Source organism: Leifsonia sp. RCC_180 (assembly GCF_058138205.1).
On sequence record NZ_CP200340.1, the window covers coordinates 1,896,301 to 1,915,971 of the forward strand.

The 19,671-nt window shown below is 68.4% G+C and carries 22 protein-coding genes and 1 pseudogene; 5 read left to right on the forward strand and 18 right to left on the reverse strand.

What is annotated here, in order from left to right:
* Positions 1 to 11: 11 nt before the first annotated feature.
* Complete coding sequence (locus AB7E03_RS09400) at positions 12 to 215, reverse strand: hypothetical protein (protein ID WP_489941156.1); 204 nt, start codon at positions 213 to 215, stop codon at positions 12 to 14.
* Between the two features lie 129 nt (positions 216 to 344).
* On the reverse strand, positions 345 to 1,211 hold the full coding sequence (locus AB7E03_RS09405; RefSeq protein ID WP_489941157.1) for an SDR family oxidoreductase: 867 nt from the start codon (positions 1,209 to 1,211) through the stop codon (positions 345 to 347).
* A 244-nt stretch (positions 1,212 to 1,455) separates the two neighbouring features.
* Between AB7E03_RS09405 and AB7E03_RS09410 the strand changes: the two genes are divergently transcribed.
* Both AB7E03_RS09410 and AB7E03_RS09415 read left to right on the forward strand, forming a co-directional pair.
* Positions 1,456 to 2,082 (forward strand): ClpP family protease, encoded by a 627-nt coding sequence (locus AB7E03_RS09410; protein ID WP_489942895.1) that lies wholly within the window; start codon positions 1,456 to 1,458, stop codon positions 2,080 to 2,082.
* A complete protein-coding gene (locus tag AB7E03_RS09415) occupies positions 2,082 to 2,669 on the forward strand; it encodes a ClpP family protease (RefSeq protein ID WP_489941158.1) in 588 nt (195 codons plus the stop codon). Before AB7E03_RS09410 ends, AB7E03_RS09415 begins: the two co-directional genes overlap by 1 nt.
* A 65-nt stretch (positions 2,670 to 2,734) precedes the next feature.
* Here the strand turns inward: AB7E03_RS09415 and AB7E03_RS09420 are convergent, their stop codons facing one another.
* Entirely contained in the window at positions 2,735 to 3,679 is a 945-nt protein-coding gene (locus AB7E03_RS09420; RefSeq protein ID WP_489941159.1) for an oxidoreductase, read from the reverse strand.
* Between the two features lie 81 nt (positions 3,680 to 3,760).
* On the opposite strand from AB7E03_RS09420, the gene AB7E03_RS09425 reads away from it, so the two are divergent.
* Positions 3,761 to 4,645, forward strand: coding sequence for a helix-turn-helix transcriptional regulator (locus AB7E03_RS09425; RefSeq protein ID WP_489941160.1), 885 nt, complete (start codon positions 3,761 to 3,763; stop codon positions 4,643 to 4,645).
* 7 nt (positions 4,646 to 4,652) lie between these two features.
* Here AB7E03_RS09425 and AB7E03_RS09430 read toward each other — a convergent pair whose 3' ends face one another.
* Both AB7E03_RS09430 and AB7E03_RS09435 read right to left on the reverse strand, forming a co-directional pair.
* Positions 4,653 to 5,696, reverse strand: coding sequence for a lactonase family protein (locus AB7E03_RS09430; RefSeq protein ID WP_489941161.1), 1,044 nt, complete (start codon positions 5,694 to 5,696; stop codon positions 4,653 to 4,655).
* A 228-nt stretch (positions 5,697 to 5,924) separates the two neighbouring features.
* Positions 5,925 to 6,314: a winged helix-turn-helix transcriptional regulator gene (locus tag AB7E03_RS09435; RefSeq protein ID WP_489941162.1), complete on the reverse strand. Its 390-nt coding sequence runs from the start codon at positions 6,312 to 6,314 to the stop codon at positions 5,925 to 5,927.
* A gap of 80 nt (positions 6,315 to 6,394) precedes the next feature.
* On the opposite strand from AB7E03_RS09435, the gene AB7E03_RS09440 reads away from it, so the two are divergent.
* Complete coding sequence (locus tag AB7E03_RS09440) at positions 6,395 to 7,063, forward strand: SDR family oxidoreductase (RefSeq protein ID WP_489941163.1); 669 nt, start codon at positions 6,395 to 6,397, stop codon at positions 7,061 to 7,063.
* A 109-nt stretch (positions 7,064 to 7,172) separates the two neighbouring features.
* Here AB7E03_RS09440 and AB7E03_RS09445 read toward each other — a convergent pair whose 3' ends face one another.
* From AB7E03_RS09445 to AB7E03_RS09455, 3 genes and pseudogenes are all read right to left on the reverse strand, one after another.
* A complete protein-coding gene (locus AB7E03_RS09445) occupies positions 7,173 to 7,721 on the reverse strand; it encodes a hypothetical protein (RefSeq protein ID WP_489941164.1) in 549 nt (182 codons plus the stop codon).
* A gap of 74 nt (positions 7,722 to 7,795) precedes the next feature.
* Complete coding sequence (locus AB7E03_RS09450; protein ID WP_489941165.1) at positions 7,796 to 8,467, reverse strand: MmyB family transcriptional regulator; 672 nt, start codon at positions 8,465 to 8,467, stop codon at positions 7,796 to 7,798.
* Positions 8,468 to 8,510: 43 nt separating this feature from the next.
* Positions 8,511 to 8,705, reverse strand: a pseudogene (locus tag AB7E03_RS09455) (helix-turn-helix domain-containing protein); the annotation flags it as partial.
* Between the two features lie 189 nt (positions 8,706 to 8,894).
* Between AB7E03_RS09455 and AB7E03_RS09460 the strand changes: the two are divergent.
* Complete coding sequence (locus AB7E03_RS09460) at positions 8,895 to 10,274, forward strand: MFS transporter (protein ID WP_489942896.1); 1,380 nt, start codon at positions 8,895 to 8,897, stop codon at positions 10,272 to 10,274.
* On the opposite strand, the gene AB7E03_RS09465 is transcribed toward AB7E03_RS09460, so the two are convergent.
* The 10 genes from AB7E03_RS09465 to AB7E03_RS09510 are packed head-to-tail and all read right to left on the reverse strand — an operon-like array spanning position 10,275 to position 19,656.
* Positions 10,275 to 10,400 carry a hypothetical protein gene (locus tag AB7E03_RS09465; protein WP_489941166.1) on the reverse strand — a complete coding sequence of 42 codons (126 nt, stop codon included), beginning with the start codon at positions 10,398 to 10,400 and terminating at the stop codon, positions 10,275 to 10,277.
* A 30-nt stretch (positions 10,401 to 10,430) separates the two neighbouring features.
* Positions 10,431 to 12,233 (reverse strand): glycoside hydrolase family 3 protein, encoded by a 1,803-nt coding sequence (locus tag AB7E03_RS09470; RefSeq protein ID WP_489941167.1) that lies wholly within the window; start codon positions 12,231 to 12,233, stop codon positions 10,431 to 10,433.
* 9 nt (positions 12,234 to 12,242) lie between these two features.
* Positions 12,243 to 13,457: an acetyl-CoA C-acetyltransferase gene (locus AB7E03_RS09475; RefSeq protein WP_489941168.1), complete on the reverse strand. Its 1,215-nt coding sequence runs from the start codon at positions 13,455 to 13,457 to the stop codon at positions 12,243 to 12,245.
* The gene (locus tag AB7E03_RS09480) at positions 13,450 to 14,100 is read right to left on the reverse strand and encodes a CoA transferase subunit B (RefSeq protein ID WP_489941169.1); all 651 of its coding nucleotides are present in this window, start codon (positions 14,098 to 14,100) and stop codon (positions 13,450 to 13,452) included. The genes AB7E03_RS09475 and AB7E03_RS09480 overlap by 8 nt, the downstream gene beginning before the upstream one ends.
* A gap of 1 nt (position 14,101) precedes the next feature.
* Positions 14,102 to 14,884, reverse strand: coding sequence for a CoA transferase subunit A (locus tag AB7E03_RS09485; protein ID WP_489941170.1), 783 nt, complete (start codon positions 14,882 to 14,884; stop codon positions 14,102 to 14,104).
* Positions 14,877 to 16,040, reverse strand: a complete 1,164-nt coding sequence (pcaDC, locus tag AB7E03_RS09490) for a bifunctional 3-oxoadipate enol-lactonase/4-carboxymuconolactone decarboxylase PcaDC (protein WP_489941171.1) — start codon at positions 16,038 to 16,040, stop codon at positions 14,877 to 14,879. The genes AB7E03_RS09485 and pcaDC overlap by 8 nt, the downstream gene beginning before the upstream one ends.
* A complete protein-coding gene (locus AB7E03_RS09495; protein WP_489941172.1) occupies positions 16,037 to 17,161 on the reverse strand; it encodes a lyase family protein in 1,125 nt (374 codons plus the stop codon). The genes pcaDC and AB7E03_RS09495 overlap by 4 nt, the downstream gene beginning before the upstream one ends.
* Entirely contained in the window at positions 17,154 to 17,711 is a 558-nt protein-coding gene (gene pcaG / locus AB7E03_RS09500; RefSeq protein WP_489941173.1) for a protocatechuate 3,4-dioxygenase subunit alpha, read from the reverse strand. Before pcaG ends, AB7E03_RS09495 begins: the two co-directional genes overlap by 8 nt.
* The gene (pcaH, locus tag AB7E03_RS09505; RefSeq protein WP_489941174.1) at positions 17,704 to 18,483 is read right to left on the reverse strand and encodes a protocatechuate 3,4-dioxygenase subunit beta; all 780 of its coding nucleotides are present in this window, start codon (positions 18,481 to 18,483) and stop codon (positions 17,704 to 17,706) included. The genes pcaG and pcaH overlap by 8 nt, the downstream gene beginning before the upstream one ends.
* 9 nt (positions 18,484 to 18,492) lie before the next feature.
* Complete coding sequence (locus AB7E03_RS09510) at positions 18,493 to 19,656, reverse strand: 4-hydroxybenzoate 3-monooxygenase (protein WP_489941175.1); 1,164 nt, start codon at positions 19,654 to 19,656, stop codon at positions 18,493 to 18,495.
* Positions 19,657 to 19,671 lie beyond the last annotated feature (15 nt).

Here is a 19,671-nt window from a genome sequence, read left to right on the forward strand (position 1 = left end):
GACCCGGGACTCTAGGAACTGTGGCCCACGCGCGTCCCGACGCTGTGGTCGCCGTCGGTCCGTCGCCGCCTTTCCAGCAGAGCCCAGACGACGACTCCGATCGTCACAGCGAACGAAGTCACGACCAGTGCCACATAGACAGCCAGAACAAGCCGCGAGGTGAAGATTCCCGGAAAGTCGTCGATCGTCGGGCCGTGAAGGTTGTCGAGTCGCATCTTTCTCCTTATCCGGAGTTCGCGGCTGGAGCCGTGGAAGTTGGAAAACGCAGTCGCCCGCACCTTGCACGAGGGTACAGGTCGCGGTGAACCGGACGGAGACGTTCCGTTCGCACCTTCGACTCGGCGTTACAACCCGAAACCGCCGTCCGTGGTGATGACCTGGCCCACGACCCAACTCCCTGCCTCTGTCGCCAGCCAGCCGATGAGTTCCGCTGGGTCCTGTGGCGTGCCGACCCGTCCGAAGGGGGTGCGCGCGATGTAGTCGTTGAGGTCGTCGAGCGAACGGTCCGTTGTCTCCGGATCCATATATCCGGTATTGACCGGCCCAGGGTTGATGGTGTTGAGGATGATCCCAAGTTCCAGGAGTTCAGCGGCGACCGTGGCGGTGACGCCGGCAAGGGCCGCCTTGCTGGCGGCATAAGCGACCTCTCCCCGCATGGCTCCGTGGACCTGGCCCGAGGTCATCCAGAACACGTGCCCTTGCGCACTGGCGTACGGCCCGCTCCCGACGATGCGGTCCCCGGGCCGCCGTGGACCTTCACTCTGCGGTGCATGGAGGCGCGCGAACTCGGCGGTGAGTAGCACCGTAGCGCGAGTGTTGACCTCCCAGAATGCGCTGAGTCGTTCGGGGGTCATGTCGAGAATGCTGCCGTCGTCCCCGCTCTTGGCGTGGTTGCACACAAGAACGTCGAGCCGTCCCGTGAGGGCGACGGCAGATCCGACGAGCTCGGGTACCGTCCGCGGGTCGGAAAGGTCCGCTGAGACGTCGGTGAGCACCGCATCCTCCGCAAGATAGGGACGAAGCTCGCGGCGAACCGCATCCAGGTCGTCGCCACCCCAGGGGAGTTCGAGGTCATGCGGTCGGTAGTGGTGGATGACGATGTTCGCGCCAAGAGAGGCGAGCTTGGCGGCGATAGCGAAGCCGATGCCCCGACGCCGTGAGACGCCGGTGACAAGGGCCGTCTTACCGTGCAACGGAAGGAGTGCGGACATGGTGAACCTTTCGATCGCGCCCAAGACGAGCGCACAGATGGGAATCGATGAGGGTTCAGAAGCACTGCATGAAATCGACCATACCGAGTCCCGCTGCGATGGGACAACGTGCCAACGACGAGTCGATGGAGCCGGGGACGATCCCGACCTTTCCTGCTCGCCCCAAGCCGGTTCTGCTGTGAGCAGGTCTGCTCAGGGCAGAGCCTGCTGTGGCATCGGCCGTTGGGCGTGCAGTGTGAGCGTCATGAGCGATTCACCGAAAATGCCGACGTTCACCGAGACCGTCCGACGCCAACTCTACGAGCGCCGGGTTCTGGTTTTGGACGGCCCACTGGACGACGACAATGGAACGCTTCTGGCAACGCAGCTCATCAGCTTGGCGGCGGAGGACGAGACAGCCGACATCTCGCTGTGGATCCACTCACCGGGAGGCTCAGTGCCGGCGATGCTGGCGATCCGAGACGTCATGCACACGATCCCCAACGACGTCTCGACCCTCGTCTTCGGGATCGCCTACAGCGCCGGACAATTCCTGCTCTCGGCCGGGACGAAGGGAAAGCGCAAAGCGTTTCCGAACTCCCGGGTGCTCATGCACCAAGGTTCGGCGGGAATCGCCGGCACTGCTGTCGATATCGAATTGCAGGCCGACGATCTGCGCCATACCCGCGACACCGTTCTCGCTCTGATCGCCGAGGACACCGGCCAGCCGGTTCCCCGCATCTTCGAGGACTCCCTGCACGACCACTGGTACACCGCCGAAGAAGCACGAGACTACGGATTCGTCGACACGATCGTGCGGTCCTTCAGTGAGATCAACCCCCGCGCCGGTGATCCGGCCGGTTCCGTCGGCCCGATCGGACAAGGTCTCTGATGAGCAGCTACACCATCCCCAACGTCATCGCCCAGCATCCGCGCGGTGAGCGGATCATGGACGTCTACTCGCACCTGCTCACCGAGCGGATCGTCTATCTCGGCACGGCGATCGATGCCGGCGTCGCGAACGCTCTCATCGCCCAGCTGCTGCACCTCGAATCCAGCAGCGCTGACAGCGACATCCAGCTCTACATCAACTGCGAAGGCGGCGACCCGAGCGCCATGCTGGCGATCTACGACACGATGCGGTTCATCCGCCCGCACGTGGCGACGACGTGCGTTGGCCAGGCCGTCTCGGTCGGGGCGGTTCTGCTCGCCGCGGGCGCTGAGGGTAAGCGCGCCGCGCTGCCGCATGCACGCATCGTCCTTCATCAGCCCGCCGCGCAGGGCCGCGGAGCCATCCCGGATCTCATCCTCCAAGCGGACGAAGTGGTGCGCATGCGAGCCGACATCGAGAGCGTCCTGACGCGTCACACCGGGCAATCCGTCGAGACCCTGCGGGCAGACACCGACCACGACCGAGTCTTCACCGCCGCCTCAGCACGCGACTACGGGCTCCTGGATCATGTGATCGAACGACGCTGACGGCGTTTACGGCGATGAGCCGCACGCGGAGAGAGCTCTCCCTCACCCTTGGTTTTTAGGCGCAGCTACAGGTAGGTGACGCCGGTGAGGACTTCGGCAGCACTCCACAGGCGTTGGCCGACGGTTGGGTCTTGCGCCTCCTTCGAGGCAACAACGCGAGTCACTTCGCCTGTGCGTTCACCCCTCCCGCCGGGGCCGAAGAAGTCACCGCCGTGCACTCCCGGCGCCGTTGCGGCGTGGAGTTGGTTCAGGGCACCTTGTTCGGTGGGCTGGGTGGCGATGGCGGAGAACATCCGGCCCAGCAGCTGTGCCGCCACGCTGCGGTCCTTCCAGGCGCTGTCGATGAAGTTCGATCGGGACAGGCCGGGGTGGGCGATGGTGCTGATGATCGGTGAGCCTGCCTTTCGGAGGCGGCGGTCGAGTTCGATGCCGAACGTCGTCGTGGCGAGTTTCGAGGCTCCGTAGGCCCGGTTGGCGTCGAAGCGTTTCTCCCATTGCAGGTCGTCGAAGTCGAGATGGGCTCTCTTGTGCGTGATCGAACTGAGGGAGACGATGCGTGGCCCGGCGCCTCGAGTGATCGCGTCGAGCAGCAGCCCGGTCAGCGCGAAGTGGCCAAGCATGTTGGTTCCGAGGTGGAACTCGAACCCATCGACCGTGCTCCGTCGACCGGCGAGGTTCTCCGCGCCGGCATTGTTCACCAGAAGCTCGATGCTGTCGAAGTCGGCGCTGATCTCGGAGGCGAAAGTTCGCACCGATGCCAGCGAAGCGACGTCGAGGGTCCGAACGTCGAGCTTGGCTCGCGGCACCGCCGCATGAATGCCGTCAGCGGCAGTCTGGCCGGATGCCGGCTTCCGGACAGCGAGGATCACCTGCGCTCCGTGCCGGGCGAGTTCGGTGGCGGTGACGAGGCCCAGGCCGGAGTTCGCACCGGTCACGATGGCGATGCGTCCGGTCTGGTCGGGGATGTCTGCTGCGGTCCAGGGGGTCATACTTCCTGACGCTACGAACATTCCGTTGGATCTCCGTCGCCCTGACGTGCCTAGGTCTGCCAGGACGACCCTGCCGGAGCCGTCGTGCGTGACAATGATGCAATGCCTACCGAAACGTCGCCGGCACGCGAACTCGGTCTGTTCCTGCGGTCTCGACGGGAGCAGACGACCCCGGAACAGCTCGGACTCGAGCCGGGCGGGCGTCGGCGCGTCGCGGGTCTGCGGCGCGAAGAGGTCGCCGCCCTGGCCAGCCTCAGCACGGACTACTACCAAAGGCTCGAACAGGGCCGCAACGCCCACCCGTCCGACGCAATCCTCGACTCCATCGCCGAGGCCCTCGATTTCGACGATGTGGAACGCTCCCACCTGATGCGCCTCGCCCAAGCCGCCCGGAACCCACCCGCAACACCGCGCCGGCGCCCTGCTGTCGTTCCCCGAAACGCCCGAGCCCTCCTCGGCGCGACATCGCTGCCGGCGTTCATCATCAGCGAACACCTCGATGTCCTCGCCTGGAATCCGCTCGCCGCCGAACTTCTGGGCGACCAGGAAGACGTTTCTCCCGCGGAACGGAATGTGCTGCTCACCCTCTTCCGCGACGAGGCGCAACTGCGGTTCCCCGACTGCCGTGCGATGGCTATCGAATACATCGGGATGCTTCGGACCGCTATCGCCCACGATCCGGAGCACCCCCGCGCCATCGCCATCGTCGGTGCGCTGTCCGTTCGTAGCGCCGAGTTCCGGACCCTGTGGGCTCGACACGATGTCCGCGACCGTGTCCAAGGAGGCAAGACCATACGCCACCCCCGCGTCGGCGACATCGACGTCGAGTGGGACGCGTACGGCCTCGCCGGCGGAGCCACCATGATCGTCATGACTCCCCGCCCCGGTCACGAAGACCGGCTGCAGCTCTTGTCCACCCTCGCGGCGGACCGCCGCCCTCCACGAGTCCGTTCGGTGAGCCCACCCGTTCGAACCGCAGGGGGTTGATGGCCGCCTACACGAGCCGCAGGCAGGTTGGCGTCGGCACGGATGCCAGCGAGAGGAACTCCAGCCTCCGCGTCCCTTCATCGAAGGCGAAGACGGCCACGCTGTCACTGTCCTGGTTTGCCACGATGACGCGGCGTGCGTCCTGAGACAGGATGAGGTCTCGGGGCGCCTTTCCACGGCTAGGCTCGCTCGCCACCAGCGTCAGACCGGTCACCGGGTCGAACGAGAACACCGCGATCGTGTCGTCTCCCCGGTTCGTGGCAAAGACGGTGCTGCCGGTGGGCGACACCCGCACAGCTGCGGTCGCACTCTCGCCGACCGCATCCACCGGCCGAGTGGATGCGGTACCGGCCCGCTCGAACCGATCGCCGTCGCGCCGCAGAACGTCGATGGTGTTGCCCAGCTCGTTGACGACGAAGGCATGCTGCCCATCGGGGTGGAACGCAAGATGCCGGGGTCCCGCGGCTCCGGAGGAAATCGTCGCGTTCGGGCGCAGGGTCAGCTGCCCGTCGTCGCCGAATCCGTAGAAGACCACCTGACCGAGCCCCAAGTCGACCACGACGAGGTCTCCGGTGACGTCGTCGAAGACCAGGTGGTGAACGTGGGGGCTCTCCTGGCGTCCTGCATCCGGGCCTCTGCCATGATGCTGCACGAACGCCACCCGCTCGCCGAGAGCACCGTCGTCGTCGAGCGCGATCACCGAGATCGAGCCGCCGCCGTAGGTGCCGACGACGAGGAACCGTTCGCTCGGGTCGAGTGTGAGGTGGTCGGGCTCGGCACCACCCGCCGGCGCCGCGCCGAGCAGGGTGAGCGAGCCCGAGGAGTCGCGGGCGAAAGCGGCGACGCCACCATCCGGCGCCGTCTCCATCACCGAATAGACTCGCGATCCGTCTGTACTGGCGGTCAGCCACGACGGGTTCGCCAGGCGAGCCGCGACCTCCGCTCCGGTGACCTTCTCCCCGTCGAAGACCGCGCTCACGATGCCGTCGGCGTGACCGTCGACATCGGGGACGCTCTGTGTGTATGCGCCGATCAGGAGTCCGCTCGTCATCACCCCATCCTCGCGGTAGGCGCGATCGATGCGACAGGGTCCGCCTCATTCCCCTCACGACCAATCGTCGGGGCTGCCGATAACGTTTGAGTCATGTGCAGCGTGCGTCGCGTTCCAGGCTCATCAGGACCGGGTCGTAGGGAGTGAGTGGGGGCGCGTGACAGCGGGCATCGAGCGCCGCTACTCGATCGAGCGACCGTCTCGCTGACATCGCAGTCGTGCCGATGATCACCGTCCACCCGTCGGCGCGGTCGCAGGTTGCCGATGTTCAGGGTTGAGGGCGGCGCGGGCCGCGAGCACCTCGGGGACGTGCGCCTCTGCCCATTCCCTCACGGCGCGCAGAGGCACGAGGAGGGAGCTGCCGAGCTCTGTGAGTTCGTACTCGACGTGAGGCGGGTTCTCGTCGAATACGGTTCGAGAGATCAGACCGTCCTCTTCCAGCGATCGCAGGGTCTCTGCGAGAACCTTCGGTGTGATGCCCTGGATACGAGTGGCAAGGGCGGTGAATCGCAGTGGCCCGTGCTCGAGGGCGTTGACGATGAATACTGTCCAGCGTGCGCCGATTCGGTGCAGCACGACGCGCGACGGGCAGGTTGCCGACATGATGTTGTACGTCACAGAGGGCCCTCCGGTTACCTTGAAGTCACCAGTTACCTTTCCATAGTGTCGGGTGCATCAGCACCGATCGGAGAAGAAACATGACTGAACGACTCGCCAACAGCACCGTCCTCGTCGTCGGCGGAGCCCAACGCCTGGGCGCGGCCATCGCTGCGGCCGCACATGCCGAGGGCGCGCACGTGACCGCCTCCTCGCACGCACCACGGGACGAGACGATGCTGCGGATCGATCTGCTCGACGAGGCATCCGTGGCTGCGGCTGCGGAGCAGGTCGGCCCCATCGACCACGTGATCTCGACCGCGAGCATGACCTACAGCGCGCCGATCGGCGACATGGAGTTGACACGGGTGCAGGAGGCGATAGCGGCGAAGCTCACCGGCCCCCTCCTCCTCGCGAAGCACTTCCAAATCCGGAAGTCGCTCACCCTCTTCTCCGGTCAGGTCGCCTGGCGTCCAGGATCCGGAACGTACACGACCGGAATCACGAACGGCGCCGTCGCGTTCGCGGCGCAGCATCTGGCCGCAGAACTCGCCCCGGTACGCGTGAACGCGATCTCCCCCGGGATCATCGACTCAGGACTGTGGGACGGCCGCGGCGCCGAGAAGGCAGAGTTCCTCAGTGCCGCCGCATCCCGGACGCTCGTGAGAAGGACCGGAACTGTCGGCGACATCGTCGACGCGGTGCTCTGGCTGCTGTCCGCTCCCTTCGTCACCGGCGAGACGCTGCGGGTCGACGGCGGGCGAGGCTGACCGCAGCGCTCGGCAACATGGGTGTCGGCATAGCCCTGGGAACAGGCGTGGGCGCCTTGCGAACGGATCTACTCGGCCCCGTCCAGGATTTCGTAGCTGAGTAGTCGGTTCAGGTCCGATCGGTCGCGTTCTTCAATGATTTCCGTGGCCAGACCGTGTAGCTGACCGCCCAGAGGACGTCGATCCCGAGCACGAAGCCGAGGATCGGAATGAAGGCCTGTAGGGCCTCTGAACGATGCGGGTCATCGACCAGGAGGATGAGCCCGCCGAGTATCGCCGCCGCGATACCCGCCGCGATGGCGGTCCTGACCACGTCCACCCAGCACTTGGCGGTGTATTTCCTGCCGTCGAGCCGGACCGGCGCGGGGCCCCCGGCGAAGCGATGAGTGAAACGAACGTCCGCCCATGCGACCATGCTCTTTCCGTAAGCGATCGACACTCCGATATAGATCGCTGCCAGTCCGTGGTGCCAGGATGCGACGCCGCCCCCGACCAGGTCCGCGGCCACGAGGATCAGGAGAACCACGTCGATCAGCGGCGCTGCGATGAGCAGCCCTGCCCCGACTCGCGGGCGTCGCAGCAGGTACCGCGTGGTCAATCCCGCCAGGATCGCCACCCAGAACGCGATCTCGCACGCGATGATGGCGATCAGAATCACGGTGCGCTCCTTCAGTGTGGCGGTCTGTACAGGGCGATCGGCGCGAGTTCCACCCGCATAATGCAGGCAGATCGCTAGAAGCGCGCGGGCACCGCAGCAGGCCCGCGCTGGCCGCTGCTGGCGGGCGTGGCCGGGTCGTCGAGCTCTCGAGCCAGGAGCTGTACCGCCTGTTCGGCGGGCGATCCAGGCTCGGCGGTGAAAATGAGCAGTCGGTGCATCGAGTCGTCGGGCGGGGTGAGGACCTCGAAGGCGAGTTCGAAATCGCCGACATCGGGATGGTGGAAGAGTTTGACGCCGGACACGCAGGCCGCGACCGGGTGCTTGGCCCACAGCTTGCCGAACTCCGTGCTCTTCAGGCTCAAATCACCGACCAGGGCGGTCAGTTCCGCGTCATCGGGATTCTTGGCAGCGAGAACACGCAACGACGACACCGCCCGTTCCGCTTCCTCCTGCCAACGTCCGTAGAGCTCCCGTGTGTAGCCGTCGAGGAAGATCATGCGCGTCGTGTTGGGCCGGTCTTGAGGGCGCGCCGGACTGTCTATATCGAGATGCCCGGCGACCAGGCGGTGACCCAGCGTGTTCCAGCCGAGAACCTCACTGCGTCTGCCGATGATCACGACAGGCGTGTCGGGTAGCGAGTGGATCAGTCGCAGCGTGCCCGGCCGGGCATGATCCGGCTTCATCGCCGGCTTGCGCCGCCCGGCGGGTTTGCGGCCGCGCCAGATCGAAAAGGTGGGCGCGCTCATCCGTCGTCAGGTTGAGGGCCCGGGCGATGGAGTCGATCACCGACTCTGAGGCGTTGACGCTCAACCCTTGCTCGAGACGCGTGTAGTAAGTGGAGCTCACCCCGGCGAGCATCGCGAGTTCCTCCCGGCGCAGCCCGGGCACCCGACGGATGCCGTAACCCACCAGCCCGACGTCCTCGGGCTGCAGTGCAGCGCGTCGCAGGCGGAGGAAATCTCCCAGCTCACTCGGGCTCGTCATCCCACCATTCTGGTGTCTCTCGCCTCGAGGTGCCTGTCCCTGCCAGTGGTAGGCACGAGCGGGTGTGGTTGAGAAGTCCAGGCAGCGGCATCGTTGCCCACGTCATCACCAGAAAGAAGGCACCGCATGACCACCACCGGAACCCAAGCCGCTGTCTCCGACAGCCAGAAGGGAGACAACCCGCCCGCCATGACCGGAAGACAGCGGGTCGCGCTGACCGTGCTGCTCACGGCGAGCTTCACGCTCGCGGTGGACTTCTCCATCCTCAACGTCGCACTTCCGACCATCGGCGCCGACGTCGGCTTCGCGATCGAGAATCTTCAGTGGATCGCCACAGCGTTCGCTCTCTGCTCCGCCGGGTTCACACTCCTGATGGGCCGTGTCGCGGACCTTGCCGGGCGTCGCCGGATGTTCGTGATCGGCATGGCCTTGCTCGGGATCGGTTCGCTTGCCGGCGGCTTGGCCACGACGCCGGAACTGCTGCTGATCGCCCGGGTGGCACAGGGTTTCGCCACGGCCATCGTCGTGCCCTCAGCGCTCGCGCTACTCTTGGGGACCTTTGCGGAGGGCCGGGCACGGGACAAAGCGCTCGGACTCAACGGCTCGCTCATGGCCGCCGGCTTCACCACCGGAGCCATCCTCGGCGGACTGCTGACGGACTTGCTCTCGTGGCGCTGGGCCTTCCTCATCAACGTGCCCATCGCCGTAGCAGTGCTGATCGTCGCGCCGATCGTGCTTCGTGAAGGTCGCGCGGCTGAGCGCACGAAGCTCGACGTTCCGGGGGCGATCACCGTGACACTAGGGCTACTCGCCCTCGTCTTCGGCCTCACCTCAGCGGCGGAAGGGTCCTGGACCGATCCGACCACACTGACGTCTTTCGCGGCAGCGATCGTGCTGCTCGCCTCGTTCGTGCTGGTCGAACGCAAAGCGGCATTTCCTCTCGTGCCGCTGGGGATCCTCGCTCGCTCGAATGTCTCATGGGGCAACGTGTCGGGGCTGCTCGCCTTTGCCACGGAGACCTCGCTCGTGTTCCTCCTCACCCTGTACCTGCAGAAAGTGCTCGGCTACTCACCCCTCGCGGCAGGCCTTTCCTTCGCGGTACTCGGCGCCGGGACCGTGATCGGCGGTCTCCTCGGTCCCAAGGTGATCGCCCGGGTCGGTAGCAAGGCGGCGATCGTGGGCGGGTTCCTCGTTCAGGGCCTCGCGACGCTGCCGCTCGTGCTGTTGTCAGAGGAGCCGGGATCCATCTGGCTGCTGCTTGTAGCGACCTTCGTCGGCGGCATCGCAAATCTGGTGGTCATCGTCGGATTCATGGTCACCGCGACTTCCGGTCTGGGCAAGGATGAGCAAGGACTCGTCACCGGGCTCACCACCATGAGCCAGCAGGTCGGCATCACCCTGGGAACGCCCATCATGAGCGCTGTGGTCACCGCCGCCGTCGTGGGCAGCAGCGCACCGCTCACCGAAACGGTACTCGCTGGAGTGTCGACCGCCATCTGGGTCAATGGCGGACTCTGCATCGCCGCTGCTATCACGGTGGCGCTGTTCCTCCGTCGACGCACCCAGTAGTCACAACCGCAGTGAGGTCGCCGAGTCATAGATCTTCCGCGACAGCGCCACCGACAGGTGGCGGCACCGCTTCATGGCGTCGATCTTCCGCAACTCCTCCGTAGAAAGCGCGACGTCGATGTCCAAGTTCTCCGCATCGCCCGCGCGGCACCCTCGTTACCCGTTCTGACGACAAAGAGCGCCCAGCTCGGTGATGCCGTGACCGAAGCGGAACAGCGGACCGGCGGTGTCGAACGGCACATCGGGCCGCGCCGCCTCGACCGCGTCCATCGACCGCGGGAGGTCGAACGGAAGGTGACCCTGGGGAGCGAATCGTCCGGTCAGCACGTCGAGGAGCGCCTCGGCGCTCGCTCCCCAGTTCACCGTGACGGCGGCCGCGACCTCGACGATCGGTGCGAGGATGGCCGGCCGGTCGGCGAAGACGTCGACGATGGTGGGCGCATGCTTCGCGAGCTCGCGAACGTGATCGATGAGCTCGTCCGGGAACTCCAGTGAGCCCGAATGGAACATGCTCTCGAAGGTGGTGGGCCGCTGCTCGTACGGGGCGTGCAGTCGCACGATGATCGCGTCCGCCTCCTCCGGCGTCGGCACGAACTCCCCGTACCCGGCGAGACGCTCCGGGTCGATGCCCTCGACGTACAACCGGGAGGCAGCGGCCAGGGGCAGCGCCGGCGAATCGGCGGACCCGTTGGTCAGCACGGTGATGGATGCGCGCTGCGCTCGCTCCCCGGCGGCACGGAACTCCTGATTCCCTACGATCTCATCCGCCGCAGCCGCGTCGACGTACGGGCGGTCGAACAGGCCGAGCTCGAACTTCTCGCGCAGCATGCGACGTACGGACTCGTCGAGGCGGGACTCCGTGACCTCGCCCGAGACGACGAGGTCGACCAGCAGCTCGGGACAGGCTTCGCCGCCGAACTGATCGGCGCCGGCGTCGATGACCTTCTTCATCCGCTCGCGCGGGCTCAGGTGCTCGACTCCCCACGCACGGGCCGGGAACGGGTCGCCGAAGATCTCGTGGTCGCTCAGGAGCCCCCAGTCGGTGCAGACGATTCCGTCGAATCCGAACCGCTGGCGCAGCAGCCCGGTGATGACCGACTTGTTGAACCCGAATCCGACCTCCTCGTAATCGGTTCCGACGGGCATCCCGTAGTAGGGCATCATCTGACGGGTCCCGGCGGCGATGAGGGCCTCGAAGGGTTTGAGGTGCAGTTCGAAGGCGCCGCCCGGGTAGACCTGTTCTCGACCGTGGGCGAAGTGGGGGTCTTCGCCGTCCTTCTGCGGGCCCCCGCCCGGGAAGTGCTTCGTCATCGTCGAGACGGATCCGGAACCGAACGAGGTGCCCTGGAACCCGCGGACGTACGCCGAACCCAAGCGGCCGGTGAGTTCCGCATCCTCACCGAAGGTCGCCAGCTGGCGCGACCAGCGCGGTTCGGTGGCCAGATCGATCTGGGGATGCAGGGCGACCCGCAGTCCGACGGCCACGTACTCCTGCCGGGCGATGTCGCCGAACCGCTCCACGAGCTCCTCGTCGCCGATCGCCGCCAGCCCGAGCGGCTCCGGCCATTGCGAGAAGGGCCCAGCCAGCATCGCGGTTCCGGGATTGTCGGTGAACGAGTGCCGCGGATCGCTGGACAGGGTCACCGGGATGCCGAGGCGGGTGGAGGCTGCGACCTCCTGCAGGGCGTTGTGCCACTCGGCCAGCTCCCGGGCGGTGGCGTCACCGCCACCCACCACGTTGAAGTGCGACAGCCGCCGCCCCTCGACGAATTCGACGGGAGCGGGGGTCCCGAAGACCGGATTCGGCTCCGTGAGCGCACCCACGCCGATCATGGTGTGAAAGAAGAGACCGGCCTTCTCCTCGAGCGTCATCGCGTTCAGAAGCAGATCGATCCGTTCGCTGGTCGGGAGGTCGGCGTTCAGCCAGGGCCGATCGCCGGTCGGTTCGGTCGACGTCATGTCAGTCCTTCACAGTCGCTCGAAGACGGCGGCGAGCGCTTGGCCGCCCCCGATGCACATGGTCTCGACGGCGAGGGTGCCGTCGAGGGCGGGGAGCTCGTGCGCGAGGGTCGCCAGCATCCGCAGGCCGGTCGCCCCGATCGGGTGCCCGATCGAGATGCCGCTGCCGCGCGGGTTGAGGCGCGGGTCCTCGGCGTCGATGGCCCAGTCGGCGAGACAGGCGAGAACCTGCACGGCGAACGCCTCGTTGAGCTCGATCACGTCGATGTCGGACCAGCCGAGCCCGGCGCGTTGCAGAGCGCGGTTCGCGGCGGGGACGGGGGCGACGCCGAACATGCGCGGGTCGTTGCCGGCGACGGCCCACGACCGCAGCCGCAGCATCGGGGTGAGGCCGAGCTCCGCGGCGCGCTCGGGCGTCGTGACGATCGCCGCGGCGGCCGCGTCGTTCTGGCCGCTGGAGTTGCCCGCGGTGACCGTGGCGTCCGGATCGTCGCGGCCGAGGATGGGGCGGAGACCGGCGAGCGCCTCGAGCGTCGTGTCGGCGCGGGGATGCTCGTCGCGGGCGACCACGACGTCGCCGCGCCGGCCGGGCACCGTCACGGGTACCAGCTCCGCGTCGAACGCACCGGACTCCTGGGCCGCGACGGCGCGCTGGTGGGACCGCAGGGCCAGCGCATCCTGAGCCTCGCGCGGGATGCCGTACTCGCGGCGCAGCGTCTCGGCCGAACCGACGTTGCCCTCCGGCGTCGGGAAGTTCCGGCCACCGACGGTCTCCCGACCGCGGGCCAGCGCGTCGTGCAGCATCAGCCCGCCGGGCGGCAGCCCGCGGCGACCCTGCTCCGTATAGAGAGGGGCGTTCGACATGGACTCCGCGCCCAGCGCGACCAGCACATCGCTCGCACCGGTCTGCACCTCCATCGCCGCGTTGATCACGGCCTGGAGTCCGGACCCGCACCGGCGGTCGAGCTGGTAGCCGGTCGTCGTCACCGGGAAGCCCGCGTTCAGGGCGGCGACGCGGCCGAAGGCGGGCGCCTCCATCGTGGGATACCCCTGGGACCCGATCACGCCCTCCACGACGGCCGGATCGATCCCCGTGCGCTCCAGCAGGGCCGACAGCACCGTCTCGGCGAGCGCGAGCGCCGGCACGGGGGCCAGGGCGCCTACCATCCGGCCGACGGGCGTCCGCAGGGGCGAGCAGATCACGACTTCGCGCAACTCAGGCATGGATGCGCTCCAGCGCGATCGTGAGCGGCGCGCCGGTCGCCGCGACCACCTGTTCTTCGGTGGTGCCGGGAGCGAGTTCTCGCAGTACCAAGCCGTCGTCGGTGACATCCATGACGGCGAGGTCGGTGATGATCCGGTCCACGCACCCCCGGCCGGTGAGCGGGAGGGTGCACTGCTCCACCAGCTTCGGTGTGCCGTCCTTGGCGACGTGCTCCATCACGACGATCACGCGCTCGGCGCCGTTGACCAGGTCCATGGCGCCGCCCATCCCCTTGACCATCTTGCCGGGCACGGCCCAGTTGGCGATGTCGCCGGACGCGGAGACCTGCATGGCGCCGAGGACGGCGGTCGCGATGCGTCCGCCCCGGATCATCCCGAAGCTCATCGCTGAGTCGAAGTAGCTCGCGCCGGGGAGCACGGTGACCGTCTCCTTGCCCGCGTTGATGAGCTTCGGATCCTCTTCGCCCTCCCACGGGTACGGCCCGACGCCGAGGATGCCGTTCTCGGAATGCAGGACGACGTGCACGCCGTCCGGGAGGTGATTCGGGATGAGCGTGGGCAGGCCGATCCCCAGGTTCACGTAGGAGCCGTCCTCCAGCTCCTGCGCGGCGCGGGCGGCCATCTCGTCACGGGTGCGCGGCATGTCAGGCTCCTTCGGGGCGGACGCGGACGGTGGTCTTCTCGATCGGCAGGTCGGCGGACTGCTCGGGCGTCAGCGCGACCACGCGGTCCACGTAGATGCCGGGCAAGTGGATGTCGTCCGGGCCGAGCACGCCGGGCTCGACCAGCTCATCCACCTCGGCGATCGTGATCCGGCCCGCCATCGCGGCCAGCGGGTTGAAGTTGCGGGTGGACTTCTCGAAGCGCAGGTTGCCATGCCGGTCGCCGACGGCGGCGCGCACCAGGCCGTAGTCGGTGCGGATCGCGGTCTCCAGGACGTACTCGCGGGAGGCGCCGAACACGTCGAACGGACGCAGCTCTTTCGGCCCGCTCGCCTCGGCGACCGAGCCGTCCGGCGCGTACCGGATCGGCATCCCGCCGTCGGACACCGCTGTGCCCGCCCCGGTCGCGGTGAAGAAGGCCGGGATGCCGACGCCGCCTGCCCGCAAGCGCTCGGCCAACGTGCCCTGCGGGGTGAGCTCGACCTCCACCTCGCCGCCGAGGTACTGCCGCGCGAACTCCTTGTTCTCGCCGATGTAACTCGCGATCACGCGGCGGATGCGGCCGGCGGCGAGCAGCTCGCCGAGCCCCCACCCGTCGACGCCGCAGTTGTTGCTGACGACCTGGAGACCTCCGACGCCGCGCGCGAGCAGCGCCCGGATCGTGACGATCGGGACGCCGGAGAGGCCGAAGCCGCCGACGGCGAGGGAGGCGCCCTCCGGGATGTCGGCGACCGCCTCGGCGGCGGATGCATAGGTCTTATCCAAGGGGTTCCTCCGTGAAGACGTCGCGCATGATCGCGAGCGCGCTGTTCGCGGCGGGCAGGCCCGCGTAGATGGCCGTGTGGTGAATGACCTCGGCGATCTCGGTGCGCGTCAGGCCGTTCCGCAGTGCCGCGCGCACGTGCATGCGGATCTCGTTCTCGTGCCCGCCGGTGACGAGGCTCGCCAGCGTCGCGATGGAACGCTGCTGCCGGTTGAGCTGAGGACGCGCCCACACCTCGCCCCAGGCGTAGCGGGTGATGAAGTCCTGGAAGTCGGCGGTTTCGGGCGTGATCGCCGCCGTCGCCCGGTCCACATGCGCGTCGCCGAGGACCTCCCGGCGCACGCGCATCCCGTCCTCCCTGGCCCCGCCTGAACCATTGGCGGTGACAAGCAGCTCAGCGGTCTGGGCCGGGTCCTCCAGCGGGACGAGATGGGCCGCGTCCGGGAGTTCCACGAACCGCGCCCCGGGGATGCCGTCGGCCAGCTCGCGCATGAGCGCGGGGGTTGTGACCTGGTCGTGGGAGCCTGCGACGACGAGGGAGGGAGCACGCACCGTGCCGAGGTCGGGGCGCCGGTCGAAGGCGGCGAGCGCCTCGCAGCACAGGGCGTACGACTCGTCGTCCACGTCGATCAGCGTCTTCAGCGCGTGGCCGCCGGGACCATCCGGATGGGCGTCCAGGTACCTGGGAGCGAACCAGCGCTGCGCGCTCCCCGCCACCACCGACGCGGTGCCGGAGGCGCGGACCTGCGCCGCCCGCTCCGCCCAGCCGTCCGGGGTGCCGATGGCCGCGCCCGAACAGAACATCGCCAGGCTCAGCACCCGTTCGGGCGCCGTGATCGCCAGCTCGAGCGCGACCGCACCGCCGAGGGAGTCGCCGGCCACGTGGAACGCTCCCCCGCCGACCTCGTCGACGACGGTGAGCACCGCTCGCGCCAGGTCCGCGACGGTGAAGGAGGCGCGGGCGACGGGCGACGCGCCATGACCGGGGAGGTCGACCCGCAGGATGCGCGGCCGCGCGGCATCCTGGGCCAGCTGAGCTACGACGCCGTCCCACAGCTCGGTGGTCGTCCCCAGGGACGGGAGCAGCACGAGCAGCGGCGCAGCCGCCGCCGAGGGTGCCGCAGGAGTCATCGCACCCCGAAGTCGGAGCTCCGTCATGAGGTCGTGATCCTCTCGAAACGGGCGGTCGCCGCGTCGACGGCCACGACGGCGGCATCGATCGCCGACGACGGCGCCGCGACGGCCGCGGCGGCCGGGGGGTCGATGCGGGCATGCGAGACGGCGTGAGCCAGAACGGCTGCGCTCTCCCCGGCCAGCCGGAGGCTCCCGCGCCAGTCCTGCCACTCCGCGTGCCATTCGCCCGCCGGACGCGCGTCGTAGCCCAGCGCCGCGGTGTGCACGGTTGAGACCATGCCGCCGACGCGGATGCCGTTAGCCGTCAGGATGACGGCGTCGACTGGGTTGCGCTTGTGCGGCATCGCCGAAGACGCTCCTCCCTGCAGCGGCTTCACGACACCGTCGCGCGCGAGCAGCGCCAGGTCGCGGCCGATCCGTCCGGCTGCGGCGCACACGCGCGCGGCCGCATCCACCACCGCGAGCACGGGCGTCCGCTCCGTGTGCCAGGACCGCCCGGGGTCGGCCAGCGAGAGACGTGCGGCGAGCTGCGAGCGCAGGACCGAGACCGCGTCGGGGCGCCCTGAGATGCGCGGGAACGCCTCACCGGTCCCGACGGCACCGCCGACCTGCACCGGGAATGCTGTCGCGTCGACCGCCTCCATCGCCGAGACGACCCCGTCGAGCCAGGATGCGAACACGGCTCCGAGGGTGCTGGGCTCGGCATCTTGCATCAGCGTCCGCGCCATCAGGGGCGTGCGCGCGTGCTCGCGTGACAGGGCGACGAGCGTCTGCGCCGCTGCGGCCAGACTCCCGCGCGCGCTGCCCAGCGCCTCGCGCGACACCATCATGAGCGCGCTGTCCACGACGTCTTGACTGGTCAGCCCTTGGTGCACGAGTCCGCTGGACTTCCAGACCTGGGCACGCAGCGCCTGCACCAGCCCCACGACGGGGACGCCGGCCAGGCGGGTCGCGGTGAGCAGCTCATCCTTGTCGACCCGCGACGGGTCGAGCGTCGTCCGCACGGCGACGCCGAGGAGTTCGCTCCAGACCTCCAGGTGCGCGCTCTCGACGGCGACCATCGCGTCCAGCACCCGGTCGTCCGAGGCGGCCATGCCGTCGGCGGCCGCTGGTTCGAGCAGCCCCCAGTCGAACGCGTCAGCCACGTCCGTCCCCCATGAAGTCGAGGAACACCGTCTCGCCCTCCCCCTGCAGCCGGATGTCGAAGCGGTAGCTGCGCTCCCCATCCTGCTCCACCACGAGCGTGCCGCGGCGGTCCTCGGGCACGGTCGCGAGAAAGGGGTCGTCGGCCGAGAAGTATGCGCGCGTGAACAGGTGGTGCAGCAGCCCGCGGGCGAACACGGTCACCAGGAGATACGGCGCGCGACCGTCGGCGGTCGCACCCGGCCGGACGGTCGTGAACGTGTAGTGCCCCGCGCGGTCGACGGCTGTGCGGCCGAAGCCCGTCACGGTGTAGCCATCGCGGTGGAGGCTGCCGCGCTCGGCGATCACGGCGCCCGACGCATCCGGGCCCCAGATCTCCAGGATCGCGTCCGGCACCGGCACGCCGGCACCGTCGTACACGATGCCGTGCAGGCGGATCGACTCCGGATCGGCGCGAGGCGTCACCTCGGAGTCGCCCTCGTACGGAAGCGCGTAGCCGAAGAACGGACCGACGGTCTGCGACGGCGTCTGCAGGTACTCAGCCTCAGGCATGTTCGCCCTCCTCCGGCTCCATCCACGTCGCCTTGGCGCCGGTCAGCACGATGTTCCAGCGGTATCCCATCGCCCACTCCGGCACGCTGAGGTCGTGATCGTAACTCGCTTTCAGGCGGTCGCGGGCGGCCGGATCGACGATGGACTGGTAGATCGGATCGAGTGCGAACAGCGGGTCGGTCGGGAAGTACATCTGCGTGATCAGCCGCTGCGTGAACTGCGAACCGAACAGCGAGAAGTGGATGTGCGCCGGCCGCCACGCGTTGCGATGGTTCTTCCACGGGTAGGGGCCCGGCTTGATGGTCACGAACCGGTACGACCCGTCGTCGCCGGTGATCGCCCGTCCGACGCCGGTGAAGTTCGGGTCGAGCGGCGCGGGGTGCTGGTCGCGCTTGTGCACGTACCGGCCAGACGAGTTCGCCTGCCACACCTCGATGAGCTGCCCGTGCACCGGGCGGCCCTCGCCGTCGAGCACCCGGCCGGCCACGATGATCCGCTCCCCCAGCGGCTCTCCGCTGTGCTGGATGGTCAGATCGCTCTCCTCCGGCGACACGTCCGAGTGCCCGAACGCGGGCGAGACGAGCTCGATCTCCTCCGGGTCGGCGCGCACCAGCTCGTGGGTGGGATGACGCAGGGTCGAGCTGCGATAGGGCGCGAAGTCGCGCAGCGGGTGCGTCGGAAGGTGTCCAGCTGCGGCGGCCGCGGCGTGCGCCGCCGCCGCCTGCGTCTCCGCGATCTCCGCGCTGATCTGCTCCTGGCTGAGTTCGGTCATCGTTCCTCCTCAGAAGGGAAGGCCGGCGTACTGCTCGGCGAGCGCCGCCTGTGCGTGCCGGGACCCGGTCGTGTACTCGAGCTGGCCGACCTGGCTGCGGTAGCGGAAGGCGCGGGTCGACTCGTCGGAGATCTCGCGGTGCACGTGCAGCATCTCGGTCATCCACTGCGAGAACTGCTGCACCTTCCACTGCCGGGCGAGCGCCGACGCGCTGTAGCGGGTGAGCGGGGAGTCGTCACCGCGATACCGCAGGGCGAGCGAGCGGCCGAGCAGCGCGACGTCGGCGATCGCCGAGTTGAGTCCCTTGGCGCCGGTCGGCGGCACGATGTGTCCGGCGTCGCCGACCAGGAAGAGCCGGCCGCGCTCCAGGGTCGACGCAACGAAGCTGCGCATCGGCGTGATGGACTTCTCGGTGATCGTGCCCTCGTGCAGCGTCCAGCCGTCGACGCCGAGCCGGGTCTGCAACTGCTCCCAGATCCGGGCGTCGGACCACTCGTCGATCGACTCGGACGGGTCGACCTGGAGGTACAGCCGCGATACCTCAGGCGAGCGCATCGAGTGCATCGCGAAGCCCTCGGGGTGGAGCGCGTAGATCAGGTCGTCGGTGGACGGGGCCACGTCGGCGAGGATGCCGAGCCAGGCGTACGGGTAACTCCGCTCGAGCGCCGTCACGCCTGGGATGGCCGGCCGGCACACCCCGTGGTAGCCGTCGGCGCCGACGATGAAGTCGCAGTCGATCCGCTCGCCGGAGACGGTGGTGACGTAGGGGGCGTCCGAGTCGATGCCGTGCGGAGCGACGCCCTCGACCTCGAAGCGGACGTCGGAGCCGAGGCGGTCGTGCTCGGCCAGCAGGTGCTTCACGAGCGCCTGCTGCCCGTACACCGTGACCGTGCGCCCGACCAGGTCGACGAAGTCGAGGTGGCGGCGCTGTCCTTCGTACTGCAGGTAGATGCCGTGGTGGGTCAGCCCGCGCGCAGCCAGGTCGGAGTCGAGACCGAGGTCGCGCAGGATGTCGACCGACCCCTGCTCCAGCACTCCCGCCCGGATGCGGCCGAGCACGTACTCCCGGCTCTTCTGCTCCAGGATGACGAAGGCGATGCCGGCCCGCTGCAGGATGTGGCCGAGGAGGAGCCCCGCGGGGCCCGCCCCGATGATGGCGACCTGGGTGCGCATGGTTCTCCGGTTCCG

Excerpts from the sequence above, each read along its gene's own strand:
- pcaDC (WP_489941171.1), bottom strand. The coding sequence starts at position 16,040 with ATGACGGAGCTCCGACTTCGGGGTGCGATGACTCCTGCGGCACCCTCG.
- AB7E03_RS09405 (WP_489941157.1), bottom strand. The coding sequence starts at position 1,211 with ATGTCCGCACTCCTTCCGTTGCACGGTAAGACGGCCCTTGTCACCGGC.
- AB7E03_RS09425 (WP_489941160.1), top strand. The coding sequence starts at position 3,761 with ATGCCTACCGAAACGTCGCCGGCACGCGAACTCGGTCTGTTCCTGCGG.
- AB7E03_RS09440 (WP_489941163.1), top strand. The coding sequence starts at position 6,395 with ATGACTGAACGACTCGCCAACAGCACCGTCCTCGTCGTCGGCGGAGCC.
- AB7E03_RS09480 (WP_489941169.1), bottom strand. The coding sequence starts at position 14,100 with ATGCCGCGCACCCGTGACGAGATGGCCGCCCGCGCCGCGCAGGAGCTG.
- AB7E03_RS09475 (WP_489941168.1), bottom strand. The coding sequence starts at position 13,457 with ATGCCTGAGTTGCGCGAAGTCGTGATCTGCTCGCCCCTGCGGACGCCC.
- AB7E03_RS09420 (WP_489941159.1), bottom strand. The coding sequence starts at position 3,679 with ATGTTCGTAGCGTCAGGAAGTATGACCCCCTGGACCGCAGCAGACATC.
- AB7E03_RS09400 (WP_489941156.1), bottom strand. The coding sequence starts at position 215 with ATGCGACTCGACAACCTTCACGGCCCGACGATCGACGACTTTCCGGGA.
- AB7E03_RS09460 (WP_489942896.1), top strand. The coding sequence starts at position 8,895 with ATGACCGGAAGACAGCGGGTCGCGCTGACCGTGCTGCTCACGGCGAGC.
- AB7E03_RS09410 (WP_489942895.1), top strand. The coding sequence starts at position 1,456 with ATGAGCGATTCACCGAAAATGCCGACGTTCACCGAGACCGTCCGACGC.
- AB7E03_RS09430 (WP_489941161.1), bottom strand. The coding sequence starts at position 5,696 with ATGACGAGCGGACTCCTGATCGGCGCATACACACAGAGCGTCCCCGAT.
- AB7E03_RS09510 (WP_489941175.1), bottom strand. The coding sequence starts at position 19,656 with ATGCGCACCCAGGTCGCCATCATCGGGGCGGGCCCCGCGGGGCTCCTC.
- AB7E03_RS09450 (WP_489941165.1), bottom strand. The coding sequence starts at position 8,467 with ATGAGCGCGCCCACCTTTTCGATCTGGCGCGGCCGCAAACCCGCCGGG.
- AB7E03_RS09470 (WP_489941167.1), bottom strand. The coding sequence starts at position 12,233 with ATGACGTCGACCGAACCGACCGGCGATCGGCCCTGGCTGAACGCCGAC.
- pcaG (WP_489941173.1), bottom strand. The coding sequence starts at position 17,711 with ATGCCTGAGGCTGAGTACCTGCAGACGCCGTCGCAGACCGTCGGTCCG.
- AB7E03_RS09415 (WP_489941158.1), top strand. The coding sequence starts at position 2,082 with ATGAGCAGCTACACCATCCCCAACGTCATCGCCCAGCATCCGCGCGGT.
- pcaH (WP_489941174.1), bottom strand. The coding sequence starts at position 18,483 with ATGACCGAACTCAGCCAGGAGCAGATCAGCGCGGAGATCGCGGAGACG.